This window comes from Arcicella sp. GW458-12-2-14-TSB2 (genome assembly GCF_059423785.1).
In genome coordinates this window covers 1-20,305 of record NZ_JBWKYN010000030.1, presented here as the reverse complement: position 1 = coordinate 20,305, position 20,305 = coordinate 1, and the positions used below count along the sequence as shown (strand labels likewise).

Here is a 20,305-nt window from a genome sequence, read left to right as displayed (position 1 = left end):
TTATACTATTCTAAAGATTAATACCCAGGGTTTTGTGGGAAAGATGCAGCCCCTCCTTCTGTACGATCAATTTGTGACTGAGGGATTGGTCTTAACAAGTGCATCGGCTTGATGTTTGATGCCGCTTGAGGATTATTTTTTTGAACTCTATCCACCAAATTACCCCAACGTTTTAAATCCATCCAACGAATCTGTTCTCCACATAATTCACGTCCACGTTCATCAACTAAAAAGTCGAAAGTCATCTGAGCAGGCGTTATTTCCATAGCAGCAGTTTTTCCTGGCCAAGCCGCACGACGACGCACCACGTTTACTGCTTCTGTTGCTTCTGCTACTTTACCTTGCATTAATTGAGCTTCTGCTAACATTAAATAAGTATCAGCTAAACGGAAACATAAAAAGTCACGACTACCCGGAGCATAAGTTTTATCCTGACGAAGTGGATCCATAAACTTAACTAGCGTAGGGAATAATGCTTCTGTATAAGCACTTGGCACTAATACTTGATATGGTTTCTTAGCACGTTCAGCAACTGACATTTCGTATCCTGGAATATAAATGGCTGTATCACCAGTTTTGAAAGTTACTTTAGCTTTAGAATTATCAAAAGCAGTATTGTATGTTCCTGGGCTATTTGATAACCAAGTATCTCTAAACGTTTTTTTATAACGAGAATCGTTTACACGATCAGCAAAAGCAAAAACATTTTCTGTACAATATTTAGTAGGGCGTAAACGCTTGAAAGGTCTGTCATAAGTAACATCACGAACCATACCTGCCTGAACATCGTATTGCATACCAAAAAACAAGTGTAAGTTGTTACCAAAAGTATTACCGTCTCCAGTGTTATCTAATGGCGGAGGAGCTGTATTTGTCAATGGATCAACAGTATATTGTACTGCAAAAATAACTTCACTATTAATTTCACCAGCGCCTTGAGCAAATACACTTGCAAAATCTGGAAGCAATTTAAAACCATAATTATTAATTACATTTGAAGCATACGTAGCGGCTTTTGAATAATCATCAGCAGCTTTTGATGATGACATCGCTTTTGCTAAATAAACACGAGCTAACAAATGTTCTGAAGCAGCTTTAGTAGCACGACCATAGTCTGATGATTTAGCTTTATTTTCTAAATCAGGCAGAGAGGCCTCTAAGTCAGCAATAATAGCTTTATACATATCTGCTTCACTCGCTCTAGTTGTTTTTTTAGTTGGTGCTAAAGTTTCTGTTAAACGTAAATCCACTCCGCCCCACTGTTGCAATAAAAGAAAATAATAGTGCGCACGTAAAAACTTCATTTCTGCTACTCTTTGCTTTTTCAAAGCATCAGTTATGCCAGTGGCACTTGGAGCTCTTTCAATAACTGCGTTACAAGTATTGATTCCTCTATATAATTCATCCCAAATATTTTTTAACCAGTCTACCTGAGAATTCAATTGGGCATCATAGAAATGAAAGCCTTTGTAGCCTCCATCTGCACCAGTTGCATACAAATCAGTACCATATTCTGTTACTGTTAGCCCTTGCTGTGTACCATAAAAGCCTCTTAAAGTAGCGTATGCCGAGTTAATGGCTGCGTTAAAACCAGCAGGAGTACTGATATAATCATTACTAATACCTGATATTACATTTTCCTTAAGTACATCTTGGCACGACTGTCCAACCAACATAAATGTTAGCAGACTGAAAAATTTCAATGATTTTATATATGTTCTTTTCATTTTTTTATTTTTTTGTTTTTAACTAACTGCTATGAGCGTCATTGAGTCAACATTAGCCCATAGTTTACAGCTGAATGCTTAAGGCTAATTAAAATTTAACATTCAAACCAAATGTCATTACGCTAGTAGCTGGTGTAACGTTTCTTTCAACTTTTCCCGATTGTGTTTCAGGGTCAACACCATTGTATTTAGAACGATATGATGACCAAATGAACGGTTGTTGAATACTAGTAAAAAGACGTAGAGACTCTAGTCCCATTTTCTGAGCAATTTTTGTTGGTACGGTATAACCAAAGTTGATATTACGTACTTTTACGAATGAACCATCAAAATTAATAATAGCACCATTATTTACAGGGAACTCTTGGTTTGATTTTGGTTGTGGAAACTCATTTGTAGGGTTGTTTGGAGTCCAATAATCAACTTTCATTTGTTCATAACGACCCGCTAGTTGGTTCAAATCTTGGTGGAAACCACTCACAATCATTTGTCCCTGACGTGCATAAATAAAGAAACTTAAATCAAAACCTTTGTAGCTAAAACGGTTTGTAATACCACCACTCCAGTTTGGAATATCTGACCCTAAGATTACTCTATCATCAGCATTGATTTTTCCATCGTTATTAGTATCCTGTACTTTAATTTGTCCAACAGAGCTTCCCATTGCTTTAGCTTGGTCTGCTTCGCTTGTTTGCCAAATACCTAGTTTCTTGTAATCGTAAATTACTGATAATGGTTGACCGATAAACCATTTATTACCAATATCATCAATTGCGCCGTTATACAATGACACAATCTTTTCTGTATTCTTTGTAAATACAAAATCTGTTGTCCATTTAAAACCACCTTTATCTACGTTAACAGTAGTGATGCCTGCTTCAAAACCTCTGTTTTGAGTTTCTCCAACGTTACGAGTTACCGAAGCAAAACCAATAGAACCCGGCAAATAATCTGAAAGTAATAAATCAGTAGTATTTGTTTGATAAAATTCTAATGAACCAGATACTCTACCTCTTAAAAGTGAGAAATCTAAACCTATGTTTTTAGAAGTGGAAGTTTCCCATTTCAAATCAGGGTTACCAATTGTATTCGGACGGTATCCGTAAGCTGGTGTAGCATCCCAAGCATAAGCAGTACGTCCTAATTGTCCTTGAGTTTGATAAGGCTGAACACCTTGGTTACCAGTTGATCCAATACTTGCACGTAGTTTCAATAAATCAATTACGGTTAAGTCTTTCATGAATGGTTCATTACTGATATTCCAACCTAAAGCAACTCCAGGGAAATTACCGTATTTTGTATTTACCCCAAATTTAGTTGAACCATCACGACGGATTGTTGCAGTAATGAGGTATTTATCTTTATAGTCATAGTTAATACGAGCCATAAACGAATTAATAGCCCATTGAATTAAATTACTACCATAGCCTTGAACTGTTCCTGCATTACCAAGATTATAAAACTGTTGTGTTTCAGCTGGCACGCCAGACACTGCTAAGGTATTGTATTCAAAATTTTCTTTCTGAATAGACTGTAAAGCCGTAACAGACAAATTATGTACTTTATTGAATGTTTTGTTATAAGTAACAATGTTCTCTAATACCCAGTTAAACCCAAATTGTGTATTTTCAGAGGCAGTAGCATTTCCTCCTTTGTTATTATTTGTCATTGACCCAATAAAACGACCTGCTCTCGAAATAGTCATATCAGGACCAAAATTAACTCTGTATTTCAATCCATCCAAGATTGTAGCCTCTGCATAAATACTGTTAAAAATACGGTATTTCTTAATTTCATCAACCTGAGCACCTGGTACAATCTCAGCCAATGGGTTTGTCAATAAGGCATCATTTGTTGGCGAGAATTTAATACTTCCGTCTGCATTATAAGGAGTAGCAAGTGGGTTTTGCTGTAAGGTTGCACCATAAGGGTTTAAACTCGCACCATTTCTCACACTGTTTGTCATAAAAGTAGAAATACCAACCTTGATAGCTTTATTGATTTGGTGGTCTATGTTAGATCTAATTGAATAACGCGTATAATCTAACCCAGGGTTAATCCCTTTGTCTTGAAAGAAACCTGCTGAAATATAAAACTGTGTTTTTTCATTGCCGCCTTGAATACCCAACGTATGGTTTTGTTGAATACCTGTTTGTAGTACTAACGACTGCCAATCAGTATTTCTATTCTGAGCTATACCTTCAGCTACGGCAGGGTCTCCACCCAAAACCGCTACTTTAGAGTCAGCATAAGCATCAGACGTACCCGTAGGAACAGGATTACCATTAATATCTTTATAACCACCCGTAGCACGGTATGCCTCACGTACAAACTCTTGGAATTCAGACCCACTAAAAAGCTTTACTTTATCCAAGGCTTTTGATACACCATAATAGGTATCATAACTAATGGTTGTTTTACCTTTCGTTTTTCCTCTTTTAGTAGTAACAAGAATTACCCCATTGGCACCTCTAGCACCATAGATAGCTGCTGCCGATGCATCTTTAAGTACTTCCATAGAAGCTACATCATTTGGGTTGATGTCTTCATATCCACCTGATGAAAAGTCAAATGGTCTGTTTGACATTAATTCATTTCTATCGCCTGCCATTGGAATTCCGTCTACTACATACAAAGGGTTGTTACCAGCGTTGAATGAACGACGACCACGAATCAAAATATTAGGTACAGCACCTGGTTTACTACCAGATTGCGATACGTCAACCCCAGCTACTCTACCTTGCATGGCTTGACCAAGGTTTGTAATTGGCATTTCTGTAATTTGCTTAGCCGATACCGAAGCAATTGCACCTGTTAATTGACTTTTCTTTTGTGTACCATAACCCACTACAACTACTTCTTGTAATGATTGAACATCTGCTTTAAGTACTACATCAAGTGCTGTACGATTATTAATAGCTATTTCTTGCGTTACAAAGCCTACAGCAGAAAACACTAAAACAGATTTATTACCTACAGCAATTTTGAATGTACCAGCAGCATCACTGGTTGTTCCTTTACTTGTTCCTTTTACAGCAACCGTTACACCTGGAATTCCCTGATTATCTTCAGAGGATGTAATTTTACCCGCGATTGTTCGATCTTGAGCATAACCAGTAAATGTATGAGTTAGGAGCAATAAACAAATTGCCCAACCTACATTACTTTTTAATTTTAGTAGAGATTTCATACTCATGTGTTTTTGATTTTTTTAAAATGTGATTAAAATAAATTTGTTTAATTAATTATTGAAATGGTTAAATTGATTCGATTCCAGATTGATGCTACTTCATCTTTCGATAAACTTTCATCATGCGTTCGGTTGAGGATTGACTTTGCTAGTTCGATTTCTTGTTGCTTCTGTGGATAACGTTCTAAAAATGCTTGCCAAAATTCTTCACCGACTTCATGATTTTCTGATTGTACCCATTCAATAAAGCAAGTGTCTGATAAAAAATCTTCAGACATAAAATCTTTATACTTTGTAAATCGCTGCTCAAACAATTTTATAAATATTTTAAGTAAAACTTGTATTATGAGCAAAAGCTTGCTTAATCGGTTTTCTACTCGTTTATTACTATTTTTTTTAAAAATTGAACACATCTAATATTTCACAAAAAAAAGAGCCAAAATCGAGTGATTTTGGCTCTTCATACAAAAAGTAGATTTATATCATGCTAAAGCGAGTCTTTCTATGGCAATATGTTCTTTTAAAATTTTTAATGCACCAAAAATAAGGTTGTAAACAGACTGCGGATTAATCCTCATCATACTCGATATTTGGTCGGTATCCATATCATGAAAAAATTTCAAAGATATAGCTTCACGCTGGCGTTTGGTCAAATACTTGAATGATTCCGCAAGGGTATCACTAAAAGTTTGTTCTTCTTCAAAAGCAACCAAACGGTTTTCATGAGAAGTAATAAAATCTGGATTTTCAAGATAATAAGCTTCTTGATGTTGGAAATGGCGTTGTTGTGTTTCCAAATGGCGTACCAATTTTCTTTTGATAGAAGCCATTAAGTAATAACGAATAGAAGTTGTTTCACCTAAATTTCGATGATTTTTCCACAATTCTACAAATAAGTCGTGCAAGCAATCCTTAATTAATTCACGATCTGCAGTAATACTTGTACTGTAATTGTACAATAGACTAACATAGTTATGATAAATTGAAGAAAAAGCAGCATGGTCTCCTGCTCTAAATTCATTCCATAATGCAACCTCGTCGATTAGTTTTTTTGTAGTTATCATAGATAAAATAAAAGTATCTGTATAATTTTCTCTTAAAGATAAATTAAATAAATATCACTTTTCAAGGTTTTTTTTGAATATTTTTCCGTAAACGTTTACGGAAACGTTTACAGCAAAACTTTTATTAAAAAAAATTGAAATCGTTAAATTTTATTGTGGTATACGTTTATCATTATCACTTTTCTAATTCATTAATCGTTGTAAAATATTCTTTAAGCGAAAAACTAAAAGCGAAATAGGATATTTCTAATTTTGAGCCTATTTTTAGAGCTTATTATTTTATCACAAACAAAAATCAACAAAACATGAAAAAACTTTTTATTACCCTCATTAACATATTACTGTTGGGGTCAATAGTTCATGCTCAAACACAATTCTCTCCTCGCAACGGTGTGCAGGACGAAAGGCTAAACCTTTTTGCTTTCACCAATGCAACAATTGTTGTGGACGCTAATACTACTATTGAGGGAGCAACCTTATTAATTCGTGGTTCAGTAATTGAAGCTGTTGGCAAGGGAGTCGTTATTCCGAGTGGAACCACCGTGACAGATCTGAAAGGAAAAAGAATTTATCCTTCTTTAGTTGAGGCGTATTCAAATTATGGATTACCAGAAATTAAAAGTGAAGGCGGAAGAGGTTTTAGAGCTGATCCTCAGTTTGAATCTAAGAAAAAAGGTGCTTATAACTGGAATCAAGCTGTTTTACCAGAAGTAGATGCTGCCAGTATTTTTACAATCAACGCTCCTGCTGCTGACGAACTACGTAAGGCGGGGTTTGGCTCGGCGGTTAGCCATGTGCAGGACGGAATCGTAAGAGGAACGTCGGCATTGGTTACGTTGGGTGACGGTCGTGACCAAGATGCTTTATTGAAAAGTAAAGTTTCTGCCCATTATTCTTTCTCGAAGGGGACTTCTACCCAAGATTATCCCAACTCAATGATGGGTTCGGTAGCACTACTTCGCCAAACATATCTTGATGCAGACTGGTTTAAGAAATCAAAAAACAAAGTTGAGTTTAACATTTCTTTAGATGCTTTCAATGCCAATCAAGGCATTCCACAAGTATTTGAGGTAGGTGATAAATTAGGAATATTGCGTGCTAATAAAATTGCTAAAGAATTTGGTGTACAGTATATCATTAAAGGAATGGGCGACGAGTACCAACGTCTTGATGAAGTAAAAGCAACAGGTGCTACCTTGATTTTACCATTAAACTACCCAACTACGCCAGATGTAGAAGACCCTTATGATGCTTCGGTGGTTTCGTTAGCAGAAATGAAACACTGGGAGATGGCTCCTGCCAATGCTAGTCTTTTATCAAAAGCAGGTGTAAATTTTATTTTCACTTCGTCTAACTTAAAATCAAAAGCAGATTTTATCGCTAACCTCCGCAAAGCCATTGAATATGGGCTAGATGAGAAAGTAGCTTTAGCAGCCATTACTTCAACACCTGCGCAATTGATGAAGGTGGACAACTTAGTGGGTTCATTGAAAGCAGGTATGCTGGCCAACTTCTTGATTACTTCTGATAATCTTTTTAAAGATGGCAACGTAATTTATGAAAACTGGGTAAAAGGAAAGCGTTATGTAGTTTCAAATATGAACATCATCGATGTTCGTGCGAACTACGACTTGACAGTTGGCAACAAAGGTGGAATGAAGTTGAATGTAACTGGTAAAATAGAAAAGCCTGATTTTCAGATTGTAGTAACAGATTCAATCAAAGTGACTCCTAAAGTAATTAGAACAGGCGAAAACTTTACGTTGACTTTCAAACTAGACCCTAAAAAAGATAAAGGCGATACTCGTATCAGTACTTACTTTGATGGAAAGAATTTTAAAGGAGATGGATTAGATGCTAACGGACAGGCGATTGCATTTGCCGCTACTTTCAAAGAAGTATTCAAAGAAACTCCTGCTAAAGTTGATACGGCCAAAAAAGTAGTTCCAGTAATCGGAAAATTATCATATCCTTTCACTAGCTACGGTACAGAAGACAAACCAAAAGCGGAAACTATTTTAGTGAAAAACGCAACCGTTTGGACAAACGAAAAAGAGGGTATTATCACTAATACTGACGTTTTGTTACAAAATGGTAAGATTGCGAAAGTAGGCAAAAACCTTTCGGAAAGTGGTGCAAAAGTAATTGATGGTACGGGTAAACATTTAACCAACGGTATTTTTGACGAACACTCGCACATTGCATTATTATCGGTAAACGAAGGAACGCAATCCGTTACTGCGGAAGTAAGAATGGAAGATGTTATCAATTCAGAAGATATTAACATTTATCGTCAATTAGCGGGTGGAGTTACTTCTTCTCAGTTACTACACGGTTCTGCTAACTCAATCGGTGGACAATCAGCAATCATCAAATTGAAGTGGGGCGAAGCACCAGATGCGTTGAAGATTCCAAATGCTGATGGTTTTATCAAGTTCGCTTTAGGTGAAAACGTAAAACAAGCCAACTGGGGCGACCGTGCTAGAATCCGTTTCCCTCAAACCCGTATGGGCGTTGAGCAAATCATGATGGATGCATTCTTAAGAGCAAAAGAATATGAAAAAGCAACAAAAGCAGCGGCGGCTAACCCTAGCCTTGCACCTGTTAAACGTGATTTAGAATTAGATGCTTTAGTAGAGATTTTGAACAAGAAAAGATTTATCACTTGTCACTCGTATGTACAATCTGAAATCAATATGTTGATGAAAGTAGCCGATTCATTAGGCTTTAAAGTAAATACTTTCACCCACATTTTGGAAGGTTATAAAGTGGCTGATAAAATGAAAGAACATGGTGCGAATGCTTCTACGTTCTCTGACTGGTGGGCTTATAAAATGGAAGTAAAAGAAGCGATACCATTTAATGCAGCACTGATGACTAAAGTTGGGGTGAATACTTCAATCAATTCTGATGATGCAGAAATGGCTCGTCGTTTAAACCAAGAAGCTGCCAAAACAGTAATGTATGGCGGTATGACAGAAGAGCAAGCTTGGAAAATGGTTACGTTGAACCCTGCGAAGATGTTGCATTTGGATAACCGTTTGGGAAGTATCAAAGTTGGGAAAGATGCTGACGTAGTATTATGGAACAACAATCCACTTTCGGTATATGCCAAACCAGAAAAAGTAATCATCGACGGTGCTACGTATTTCGACCTTGAAAAAGACAAAGAATTGCGTTTGAAAATTGCTGCTGAACGCAATCGTATTACACAGAAGATGTTGAACGCCAAAGCGGGGGGTGCTCCTACCGTGAAACCAGAAGTGAGAAGACCAAGATTATTCGTTTGTAATTCTGAAGGCGATTTAACAGAAGAAACTGGTGCATTTAAAGAAACAGGCGTTTCGCAAGCTGAAGGTCATGACCATGATTAATAGTTGTGATTGAGTGAGTGGTGAATGAGTGATTAAAATTGTTTTTAACATTTACTCATAAACTTTAAACTCATGAACTTATAGACGTGACTTAAAACATTTTTTCAAAATAACAGACAATGAAAAACATAAAATACATATATAGCATAGTGTGCTTATTGTTGGCAAATACTATGTTTGCCCAAAACCAAGCTGCAGGCTCGCCCCAAACCAAAGCTATCGCCCTGACAGGTGCAACGATTCATACTGCTGCGGGAAAAGTAATTCAAAACGGTGTAATCGTTTTTGATAAAGGTATCATTACGGCTGTTGGCGATGCTAACACGGCTTTTAACAAAGCTAACACCGAAGTAATCGATGTAGCAGGCAAAAGCGTTTATCCTGGATTAATTTCGCCAGCAAACCAATTGGGAATGGTTGAAATTGAGGCAGTAAGAGCAACAGATGACCAAGCTGAAATTGGGCCAATCAATCCACACGTTCGTGCTTTGATTGCTTATAATACAGACTCAGAGTTGATTCCTACAGTAAGAAGCAACGGCGTATTATTGACACAAGCAACACCACAAGGTGATATTATCACAGGGATGTCTTCTGTTATGCAATTAGACGGTTGGAACTGGGAAGATGCCGTTTTGAAGAAAGATGATGGCGTGCATGTAAACTGGATTGGCTATTTCAAACGTGAATTTGATTTTTCTACTTTTACAGCCACGACTAAAAAGAACGACAAAAGAGATGAATTGTTGAGAGAATTAGACAAAACATTTGATGATGCGATTGCTTATGCACAAATCAAAAATCCTGCGGTAATCAATGTAAAGATGGAAGCGATGAAGGGTCTTTTTGACGGTTCAAAAAATCTATACATTTCGGCTGACTATGGTAAGGAAATTATCGAAGCAGTACAGTTTGCTAAAGCAAAAGGTGTTAAGAAAATCGTCATTATCGGTGGTGAAGAATCATTGTTAGCGGCTGATTTCTTGAAAGAAAACAACGTGCCTGTTATTGTGGGTACGACACACCGCTTGCCTAATAAAGTAGACGATGATACTGATTTACCTTATAAATTGCCTCACTTATTACAGCAAAAAGGTGTTTTAGTAGGGTTAGCATACATCGGATTAAACTGGAGAACGCGTAATTTACCTTTCGTGGCTGGTACAGTAGCAGGACACGGTATGGACAAAGAAGATGCGTTGAAGCTTATCACGGCTAATAATGCAAAAATCTTAGGAATTGATAAATTGGTGGGTACTTTAGAAGTGGGCAAACATGCTACTTTAATCGTATCTGCGGGAGATGTATTGGATATGCGTACTGCGAAAGTAGAACAAGCATTCATCCAAGGTCGCAAGGTAGATTTGGATGACAAACAAAAACGTTTGTACAAAAAATATGCTGAGAAATATGGTACGAAGTAGTATTTTTTGATTGAAATAAAGGCTCTTTCTGTTATCGGGAAGAGCCTTTATTTTTTAAATACTATCGGCTTCCAACTAGCACTGTGAAATATTTTTTTCTTCTATCCCTCAAGAAACTGGGGTTTTATGAGGGATAAAAGCTTTTTCTATCACTCATTGCAAATAGGTTAAATCATTCTTCAAACCAAGCGTCGTGGCACCAACATCACGAAGCTATCTTTCAATTCTTATCTCTAGCGAGGGAATTAACTCCCTCGCTAGAGATAAAATTAAGATTATCAGGCGGATATATATAATCAATAGGACTTATGTAGCCAGCTAAGTAGGAAATGATTTAAACATAACATGTAGGAACAGGCAAGGAATATTAGACTAAATCTGTATTTTAGTTTCATTATCCACAATCAATCAAAAACAACAATGAAAGTACTGCAAGCGTTGCTCGTCTCTTTAATTTTCACCCTTCCACTTTCAGCACAACAAGCAAGTTTTAAGGTGTTAAATCATCGTTGGCAGGCCAATTGGATAGCACCGCAACACGTCAGTCTTAAAGATTTTGGAGTCTATCATTTTCGTAAAAACTTCGATTTAACAGAAAAGCCTAGACAGTTTATCATCAATGTTTCTGGAGATAACCGCTATCGACTTTTTGTCAATGGACATTTTATTGGCACTGGCCCTGCTCGAAGCGATTTAATGCACTGGAATTTTGAGACTTTTGATATTGCTCAATACTTAACGCAAGGCAAAAATACCATTGCTGCCATCGTCTGGAATTTTGGCGAATATATGCCTGCCGCACAGATGAGTAATAAAACGGGTTTTATCATCCAAGGGAATACTGAACTGGAAAGTGTTGCCAATACTAATAACACTTGGAAGGTATTGCAAAATCAGGCCTATAAACCTATTCCTGTAGAAGGTTCAAAATTACGTACTTATATTGTAGTAGGCTGTGGCGAAGAAGTGGATGCCACAAAGTTTCCAAACAATTGGGGAAAACCATTATTTGATGATAGTCAGTGGCTAACAGCCAGAACTTTAGAACATGGTTATATTTCGGGAACAGGTTCAGGAGCAGAATGGTATTTAGTACCTCGAACGATTCCACAAATGGAGGAAATTCATCAAAATATCAATACCATTCGGAGGTTTGAGAGTACAAAAACCATCACCATGCATGATAATTGGTTGAAAGGAAAAGGCTCATTAACAATTCCTGCCAATAGCAAAACGACAATTTTATTAGACCAAACATTTGAAACTGTTGCCTATCCTGAAATAATTGTGAGCGGAGGTAAATCTGCTGATATTAGTTTTACGTATGCGGAGGCTTTGATTGATGATAAATGGGTAAAGGGAAACAGAAACGAGATTGAAGGCAAAAGAATTATTGGTATCCAAGATATTTTTCATCCAGACGGGCAAGGCAAAAGCAGTTTCAAACCTCTTTGGTTTAGAACCTATCGTTATATAGAAATTACGATTATCACCAAAGAACAGCCTTTAGCAATCGATGATTTTTATGGATTAAAAACGGGCTATCCCTTTGAAGAAAAAGCCAACTTTACGAGCAATGACCCAAGCCTGCAAGACATCTGGAAAGTAGGCTGGCAAACGGCACGTTTGTGTGCAGGCGAAAGCTATTTCGATTGCCCTTATTATGAGCAATTGCAATATACGGGCGATACCAGAATCCAAGCCTTAATATCATTATATGTTTCTGGCGACGACCGTCTGATGCGTAAAGCCCTGACAGATTTCAATAATTCTATGACATCCGAAGGTTTAACCCAAAGCCGTTACCCATGCAATACGCCTCAAATCATTCCAACTTTCTCTTTGTTTTGGGTATCTATGGCGTATGACTATTGGATGCACCGCAAGGATGATGCCTTTATGAAAACGCTTTTGCCCAATATAGAAAAAGTATTGGGTTGGTATGAAAGGAAAATAGACCCTCAAAAAAATATGTTGGGAGCGATGAATTGGTGGTCGTTTGTAGATTGGGCTAAGCCTTGGAAATGGAATGCAGTTTCGGATATTGGTGGTATTCCTGATGGGGCAACGGATGGGAATTCATCTATCATCAGTTTTCAGTATGCTTATACTTTACGACAAGCAGCTGCCATTTTTGATACTTATGGAGACAAAGAAAAAGCCATTTATTATCGTACAATGGCCGATTTACTCTCGAAATCAAGCTACGAGCAATGTTGGGATGCTACCAAAAATGAAGTAGCTGATACGCCTGATAAAAAGGCTTTTAGTCAGCATGGAAATATCTTTGCTATCCTTGCCAACGCTGTGCCACGTGCCAATGAAAAGGCTATTATGGACAAGATTTTAAACGACCCAAGTTTAACGCAAGCGACTTTCTATTTCCGCTTTTATTTAACACAAGCCCTCAAAAAGTCGGGAAATGCTTCTTTGTATTATAGTACATTAACGCCTTGGCGAGATATGCTTAAGATAGGGTTAAGCACTTTTGCAGAACAAGCCGACCCCACTCGCTCCGACTGTCATGCTTGGTCGGCATCGCCTAATTATGATTTTCTAGCGACTATCTGTGGAATCATGCCCGATGCCCCCGGCTTTGAAGAAGTACGTATCCAACCTTCTTTAGGAACCTTAGAAAACATCTCAGGCAAAATGCCACACCCTAATGGAGACATTACTGTAAAGCTAAACAGTAAAGGCAAAACAGGTATTCAAGGGGAAGTAACCCTACCTCCTAACCTTTCGGGAAAATTTGTTTGGAATGGAAAAACAGTTTCATTAGTAGCGGGAAAACAAATGGTTGATTTGGAATGATACAAAATTAAGAGCTTTGTCAACTTTTGAAAAGTTGACAAAGCGAAATCTAAGTTGAACATTGGCAATAAAGATTAAATTCGATAAATAACATTATGCTTCCTCCTCCCAACACAGACCTCATAAAAGGCGAAATCGCGGACTATTATCTAGATAGCGACGGTATTTTGTATTCGTATTCAAAGAGTATTAAAAGGACGGTTCAAAATATTACAGATAATATTGCTTTGGTGAAGTCTATCACGAATAATAAGACTGTTCCATTATTAATTTATCTGTGTGATTCGCCTATACCTGATAAAGCTACTCGTCAGTTTTCTACTGAGCAATTGCCTAATGTTTATAAAGCTATGGCGATGGTTTCTAAGGCAGGGTTGGCTCAATTTATCATGAATATTCTTTTCAAATTTAAGAAACCTCCTATTCCGATGAAGTCATTTTCAAATGATATAGAAGCTAGAGAATGGTTGATACAGTACCTGTGATAAATTGATGAACACAAAAAACCCCAAGAAGAAATCCCTTGGGGTTTTGCATAATCATAAACTACACCAAATATTAAAAACCTGTTCCTACCGTGAAGGCACGTACTGTGCTTGGTAAATCTGCTAATTTTGTAGCTGCTCCTGTTGTAAGATTTATGGTGTAAATAGAAGATTTATCACCAACCTTCAAGGCTGCATAAGCTATTCCTCCTCTACTACTAATATCAAATCCTCCCACGGTTTCAACATTAATCCCCAATGCTCCTACCTCTACCAATGTACCATTATTTGGGGGGTCTTGTTTGTATAATTTATCCGTTACATTATCAATATTAAACAAAACCGTTGAGGTAGCTCCTGCAAAATTATTGGTATATGCAGAGGCTGTTATAGACGGTGTACCCGGATTCAAAGCACCATCTACTGCTGCAATTGCTCCAGTTTCTGGATGTAAACGTAAGTTTTGCCCTGTATTACTGATACAACGGATTCTATCTACGGTAGGATTAAAATCAAAGCCAAAGGATGTTCCCGCTAAAGCAGTAGCAAATGGTGCTGTACCAACTACTGTGGCAACTCCCGACGAAGTATTTAATACATACAATCTACTGGTACTACCCAAAGCGTATAATTGCCCTGTAACTGGACGAAAATCTAATCCTACAATACTTTCGCCTGTTTGCAAACCCGTAATTGCTTTTGAAACGGGTGTACCAATATTCATGTAATTGAAGACCATCAAATTATTACTTTCATCCACCGCATAAGCCACTGGTGAGGTTGGAATAGCCAAACCAGTGATATTTCCAGCAGGTAAATTGCCTAATTTTGTTAATTTCCCTGTTGTAATATCTACTTGATGAAGTTCCCATTTACCCGAAACCATTACAGCCGTTAGGGCTACATCTCCTGCTGGATTAATATCAAAACCTGCCGAAGCACTTATGTCTATGCCTAAAGCACCTACTTCTACTAAAGTACCATTATTAGGAGGGTCTTGTTTGTATAATTTATCAGATTTTGAATCAATATCATACAAAATCGTACTACTGGCACCAGCCACATTATTAGTATAAGCCACAGATTCAATCACTTGACTAACACCGCCATTAATATTGCCGTCAGTAGCCGCAACTGCCCCTGTTTCTGGATGCAAACGCAAATTTTGACCTGTATTGGTTACCAGTCTGATTCTATCTACTGTTGGGTTAAAGTCTAAACCCACTGTTGTACCATTAATAGCAGGGTTTAGTGCTGTAGTACCTATTACTCTGGCAGCCCCTGTTTCTTGGTTAATTACGTAAATTCTATTCATGGTACTTACGCCATACAATTCCCCCGTAGCAGGGCGGAAATCTATGGATACCAAAGCATCGCTCGCTAACAAACCTGAAATAGTGGTGGTAGCAGTAGCAGTTTCTGAATTCATGGCATTTACCTTCATCAATTGCTTACCATCTGCTAATACGTAGAACGTCTGGTCTGGTTTAATAACCGCTAGCACGTTTTCATTGTCATCCTTACAGGAAAACATACTGAAACCCAAAGCAAAAGCGGAGGCTGTCAGTAACAGTCTAAATTTATTTGAGTGCATATCTACTAATAGTTTTATGTGGAAATTTTAGCAGATATACGCAGACTATGCATTCTTGGTTTGGATAAAATTCAGAAAAATGAATTATAGTTTCATTTTACGACATTAGCTGTTAAAAAGATTTTTCTTCAAAAACTCATTTTGAAACTTTCCTTTGGGGTCATATTTTTTTACCAAAGCCTTAAAGTCATTTAACTTTCCAATTCGACCTTGTAAAACCGTTGCGTCCATCGTAAAGAGTTTTGCCCAATGTGGACGGGCATTAAAAGGTGCTAATTGTTCTTCAAAAAGTGGAAGCAGACCCATTACAACATCTATTTCTTGTTTCCAAGTAGTATGTATGGCTACACACGTTTGATTGTAACATGGACTCATCCATAAATCATCTGCCTGAATGGCGCGAATTTCTGAGATAAAAATATGCGGGCTAACTTTCTCGTGCAATTTTTCAATCGCCATCATGGCTTCATAAGCGTGTTCGATAGGAACAAAGTATTCCGACTGTAATTCTTTCCCTGCACTTGGCGTAAAACCCATTTTAAAATGTGGCATTCGTTCATACCATACGCCAGTTACACCTAATTGCTCGGTGCAGTTTTCTGCTGAAATTTCTTCTATCGGATGTAGGTTTTGTGTCGCTAATTTTGCGCCAAATAATGCTGCTGGAATTTCCGTCGTATCCCCTTCTTCTACTTTACTTTTTACCCATACTTCATTAATATTTTTATTCTTCCAGTCGGTAAACAAGCTTACACTATAGCCACTAGACATGATGGTCTCGAAGTTCTTTTCTAAGGCACTCATCGGTAGGTTTCTATAAACTACCTGCTTCATTTTAAAGCTCGGTTGCAATGCCAAGGTAATTTTAGTAACTACCCCTAATGCCCCTAGCCCCACTACGGCACCATTAAATTTTTCGCCATCTTTTTCTTTTGAAAGATTGATTATTTCTCCCTCGGCATTTACAAATTCAAAGGCAGTAACGGCTGTAGATAAGTTTCCATTTTTTACGCCAGAGCCATGTGTAGCGGTTGCACAAGCTCCCACTACTGAAATGTGGGGTAAGGAAGCCAAGTTGTGTAAGGCATAACCATTTTCTTCTAAATAAGGGGCTAATTCTCCATATTTTATACCGCCTTCTACCGTAACAGTATTCGCTTTTTTATCTAATGAGACTACTTTATTGAAGTCTTTTAAGGAAATCTGATTCTCGCTACTATCAGCAATCGTATTAAAAGAATCCCGCGACCCTAACGCTTTGAGACTATCACACTTCTTTACAATTTCCTGTACTTCTTCTACATTTTTGGGATAATAGACATTTTCGGCACTGTATTCTAAATTTTCAGCCCAGTTTTTCAGGTGCGTTTTTGGTGCTGACTTACAAGCTACTAAGCGAGAAAGCACGATTCCTCCTACCATAATTGACGACGTTTTTAAAAATGTTCTTTTTTTCATACGGATAAATAGTTGAGATGTTTTGGATATTAAAGCAATATAAAACTAATTTATATTTCATCCTTTAAAACACAACGAAACATCAAACTTTACTCATTTTAGTGATACTTATACGATAGTCTAATCTTTTAATACAAGGTCATCCAACACACACACCATACAATAGCATAAACCCATCTGAATTGTGCATATTATTAGAGCGTTTTAGCAGCTATATCAAGCTAAGGTTATATTGTTTTTTTAGCATTTGAAAAAGGATGTTTACCTTTGGGAAAACATTCCAACCAATGGCAAATATCCCTAGTAAAATCCTTATTGTTTTTGTGCGTATATATCAAGGACTCATTTCTCCTTTTTTCCCGAATGCTTGTCGTTATACTCCTACTTGTTCGCAATACATGATTGAAGCCATTCAAATCTGGGGTTTTTCAAAAGGCTTTCGTTTAGGTATGAAACGTTTTGCCTCTTGCCATCCTTGGGGCGGTAGTGGCTATGACCCTGTACCACAAAAATCTTGTTGTGAAAAAAAGGACAATTGATTTTTTAGGAAGTTTTTTATTTCTATTTTTGGTTTGAATCTATTCATCAAAACTCAAAATCATGCCCAAAAATCTATTAATTTACGCATTTTTGCTACTAAGTATCTGTGCATCAGCACAAAGCAAGCTCCAGTCTCCCGAAGAGTTTCTAAACTTTAAAAAAGGCGAACGCTTTCTAAGACATCATCAAGTGGTGAGTTATTACGAATATGTAGCTCGCCAAAGTCCTAATCAGGTTAAATTGATTCAGTATGGCTCAACTAATGAAGGTCGCCCATTGATGATTGCTATTTTAGCATCTACTGAAAATTTCGCACAATTAGAAGAAATCAGGACCAATAACCTAAAGTCAATTGGTTTACTGGAAGGAAAGCCTACTAAAAAACAACCTGCGATTGCTTGGCTGAGTTTTAACGTACATGGTAATGAGTCGTGCGGAACAAGTACTGCTCCATTTACCTTATACGAATTGATGAACCCTACTAACGAGCGTTCAAAAGCTATTTTGGCTAATACTGTTGTGATTTTAGACCCTAGCATTAACCCTGATGGATACGACCGTTATGTAAACTTTTATAATCAAAAGGTAGGTGCTGTGTATAACCCAAATCCTGCTGCAATTGAACATGCTGAACCTTGGCCAGGTGGACGTTTTAATCATTATTTATTTGATTTGAACCGTGACTGGGCATGGCAAACACAAAAAGAATCGCAAGAAAGAATGGCTGTATACCGTCAATGGATGCCAAACCTTCATGCCGACTTTCATGAGCAAGGTGTAGAAAACCCTTATTATTTCTCACCTTCTGCCAAACCATATCACGAAGATATTACTAGCTGGCAAAGAGAATTCCAGAAGATTTTGGGTGATTATAACAAACGTGATTTTGATAAAAATGGATGGTTGTATTTCTCAAAAGAACGTTTTGACTTGCTATATCCTTCTTACGGCGATACTTACCCAACTTATAACGGTGCCTTCGGTATGACTTACGAACAAGGCGGAGGCGGTAGAGGTGGCTTAGGGGTTACTAAAAGAGATGGTGATACCCTTACTTTAAAACAAAGAATCGACCACCACTTAAGTACTTCTTTTTCTTGTTTAGAAGCCATTTCAGCGAATGCAGACAAAACCGTTACTGAGTTTATCAAGTTCTTTGATAATGCTCAAAAAACGCCAGTAGGTCAATACAAATCATTTGTATTTAAAACGAAAGGAAACGAGAGCAGAACACGTGAGTTCTTGAATTATTTAGACCGTGAGAACTTCCAATATGGTATTGCAGGAAAATCACTTGTAGCGGCTGGCTATAGCTATCAGGATGATAAAAATGTAGGTTTCGCCATCGACCCCGATGATATTGTGATTAACTTATTCCAACCTCGTTCTACGTTCTTAAAGATTTTATTAGAACCTAAAACAATGGTTGAAGATTCTGTCACTTACGACATTACGTCATGGTCATTACCGTATGCTTATGGTTTAAGTGCCTTTGCAGTAAAAGATAAAATTACGCCAGCACCCAAGCCTCAGTTTGTACCTGCTACGTCAAAAATAGAAAAACCGTATGCTTATATTGTAAAATGGCAAGCATTCAGTGAATTGAAATTATTGGCTTCTTTATTGAAAAAAGGCATCAAAGTTCGTTCAGCAGCCAAGCCTTTTGAAATCGAAAACCAAACATATAACGAAGGTACTTTAGTAATTACTCGTACGGGAAACGAACGCTTAGGTGATTCTTTCGATAAAATTGTAAGAGCTGAAGCTGATAAGTTCCAAGTAAATCTTTATTCGGTATCTACAGGTATGTCTACTAAAGGTTCAGATTTTGGGTCAGATAATGTATCGTATTTAGCTCCACCAAGAGTGGCTATTGTTTCAGGTGAAGGTGTTTCTGCTACTGGTTTTGGTGGCACGTGGCATTTCTTTGATAAACAACTTGAATACCCTGCTACAATTATTGGTGAAAACACATTGGGAACAGTTGATTTATCTAAATACGATGTGTTGATTTTAGCAGATGGTCGATACAATAAAATTTTGGATGACAGAAACTTAAGCAAAGTAAAAGACTGGATACGTGCTGGTGGTAAATTGATTGCGATACAAGGTGCATTGAATGCTTTAGCGGGCAAAGATGGTTTTGAGTTGAAACACAAAGAAGAGGATAAGAAAAAGGATAAAGACAAAGAAAACGAATCGGCTAAATTAAAGGTTTATGCCAATGCTGAAAGAGAATCTGTTTCAGAAGAAACACCGGGAAGTATTTACAAACTTTCAATGGATAATACCAATCCATTGGCTTTTGGATATGACAAAAACTACTATAGTTTGGTGTTAGAAACAACTGATTTCCAATATTTAACTGATGGTTGGAACGTGGGTGTCACTAAAACCAAAGATTTAATAGCGGGCTATGTAGGTGTAAAAGCACAAGAAAAGCTTAAAAACTCAATGATTTTCGGGACACAAGATTTTGGTCGTGGACAAATTGTTTACTTAGCTAATGACCCTATTTTCAGAGGTTTCTGGCAAAATGGTAAATTATTGTTTGGAAATGCTGTATTTATTGTAGGGAATTAATTTTCTTCAATTCATTTCATAAAAAAAGCCTTTATCCGTGACGGATAAAGGC

The 20,305-nt window shown here is 37.3% G+C and carries 12 protein-coding genes; 6 read left to right on the top strand and 6 right to left on the bottom strand.

The window, feature by feature from the left end:
• Positions 1-17 precede the first annotated feature (17 nt).
• From AC07XN_RS06565 to AC07XN_RS06550, 4 genes are all read right to left on the bottom strand, one after another.
• The gene (locus tag AC07XN_RS06565; protein ID WP_494742463.1) at positions 18-1,727 is read right to left on the bottom strand and encodes a RagB/SusD family nutrient uptake outer membrane protein; all 1,710 of its coding nucleotides are present in this window, start codon (positions 1,725-1,727) and stop codon (positions 18-20) included.
• 88 nt (positions 1,728-1,815) lie between these two features.
• A complete protein-coding gene (locus tag AC07XN_RS06560) occupies positions 1,816-4,917 on the bottom strand; it encodes a SusC/RagA family TonB-linked outer membrane protein (protein ID WP_494742462.1) in 3,102 nt (1,033 codons plus the stop codon).
• A gap of 47 nt (positions 4,918-4,964) precedes the next feature.
• Positions 4,965-5,231: a hypothetical protein gene (locus AC07XN_RS06555; RefSeq protein WP_494742461.1), complete on the bottom strand. Its 267-nt coding sequence runs from the start codon at positions 5,229-5,231 to the stop codon at positions 4,965-4,967.
• Positions 5,232-5,399: 168 nt separating this feature from the next.
• Positions 5,400-5,981, bottom strand: a complete 582-nt coding sequence (locus AC07XN_RS06550) for an RNA polymerase sigma factor (protein ID WP_309922781.1) — start codon at positions 5,979-5,981, stop codon at positions 5,400-5,402.
• Between the two features lie 305 nt (positions 5,982-6,286).
• Between AC07XN_RS06550 and AC07XN_RS06545 the strand changes: the two genes are divergently transcribed.
• The 4 genes from AC07XN_RS06545 to AC07XN_RS06530 all read left to right on the top strand — a co-directional run bounded on the left by AC07XN_RS06545 (position 6,287) and on the right by AC07XN_RS06530 (position 14,078).
• On the top strand, positions 6,287-9,355 hold the full coding sequence (locus AC07XN_RS06545; RefSeq protein WP_494742460.1) for an amidohydrolase family protein: 3,069 nt from the start codon (positions 6,287-6,289) through the stop codon (positions 9,353-9,355).
• A 119-nt stretch (positions 9,356-9,474) separates the two neighbouring features.
• A complete protein-coding gene (locus AC07XN_RS06540) occupies positions 9,475-10,779 on the top strand; it encodes an amidohydrolase family protein (RefSeq protein ID WP_309922784.1) in 1,305 nt (434 codons plus the stop codon).
• A 420-nt stretch (positions 10,780-11,199) separates the two neighbouring features.
• Positions 11,200-13,593: an alpha-L-rhamnosidase-related protein gene (locus AC07XN_RS06535; RefSeq protein ID WP_494742459.1), complete on the top strand. Its 2,394-nt coding sequence runs from the start codon at positions 11,200-11,202 to the stop codon at positions 13,591-13,593.
• Between the two features lie 95 nt (positions 13,594-13,688).
• A complete protein-coding gene (locus AC07XN_RS06530; protein WP_494742458.1) occupies positions 13,689-14,078 on the top strand; it encodes a DUF7793 family protein in 390 nt (129 codons plus the stop codon).
• Between the two features lie 73 nt (positions 14,079-14,151).
• Here the strand turns inward: AC07XN_RS06530 and AC07XN_RS06525 are convergent, their stop codons facing one another.
• The gene (locus AC07XN_RS06525; protein WP_494742457.1) at positions 14,152-15,672 is read right to left on the bottom strand and encodes a DUF4394 domain-containing protein; all 1,521 of its coding nucleotides are present in this window, start codon (positions 15,670-15,672) and stop codon (positions 14,152-14,154) included.
• Positions 15,673-15,777: 105 nt separating this feature from the next.
• Positions 15,778-17,130 carry an FAD-binding protein gene (locus tag AC07XN_RS06520; RefSeq protein ID WP_494742456.1) on the bottom strand — a complete coding sequence of 451 codons (1,353 nt, stop codon included), beginning with the start codon at positions 17,128-17,130 and terminating at the stop codon, positions 15,778-15,780.
• A 287-nt stretch (positions 17,131-17,417) separates the two neighbouring features.
• Between AC07XN_RS06520 and yidD the strand changes: the two genes are divergently transcribed.
• Entirely contained in the window at positions 17,418-17,669 is a 252-nt protein-coding gene (gene yidD / locus AC07XN_RS06515) for a membrane protein insertion efficiency factor YidD (protein ID WP_309922796.1), read from the top strand.
• Positions 17,670-17,730: 61 nt separating this feature from the next.
• On the top strand, positions 17,731-20,253 hold the full coding sequence (locus AC07XN_RS06510) for a M14 family metallopeptidase (RefSeq protein WP_494742455.1): 2,523 nt from the start codon (positions 17,731-17,733) through the stop codon (positions 20,251-20,253).
• Positions 20,254-20,305: the final 52 nt, after the last annotated feature.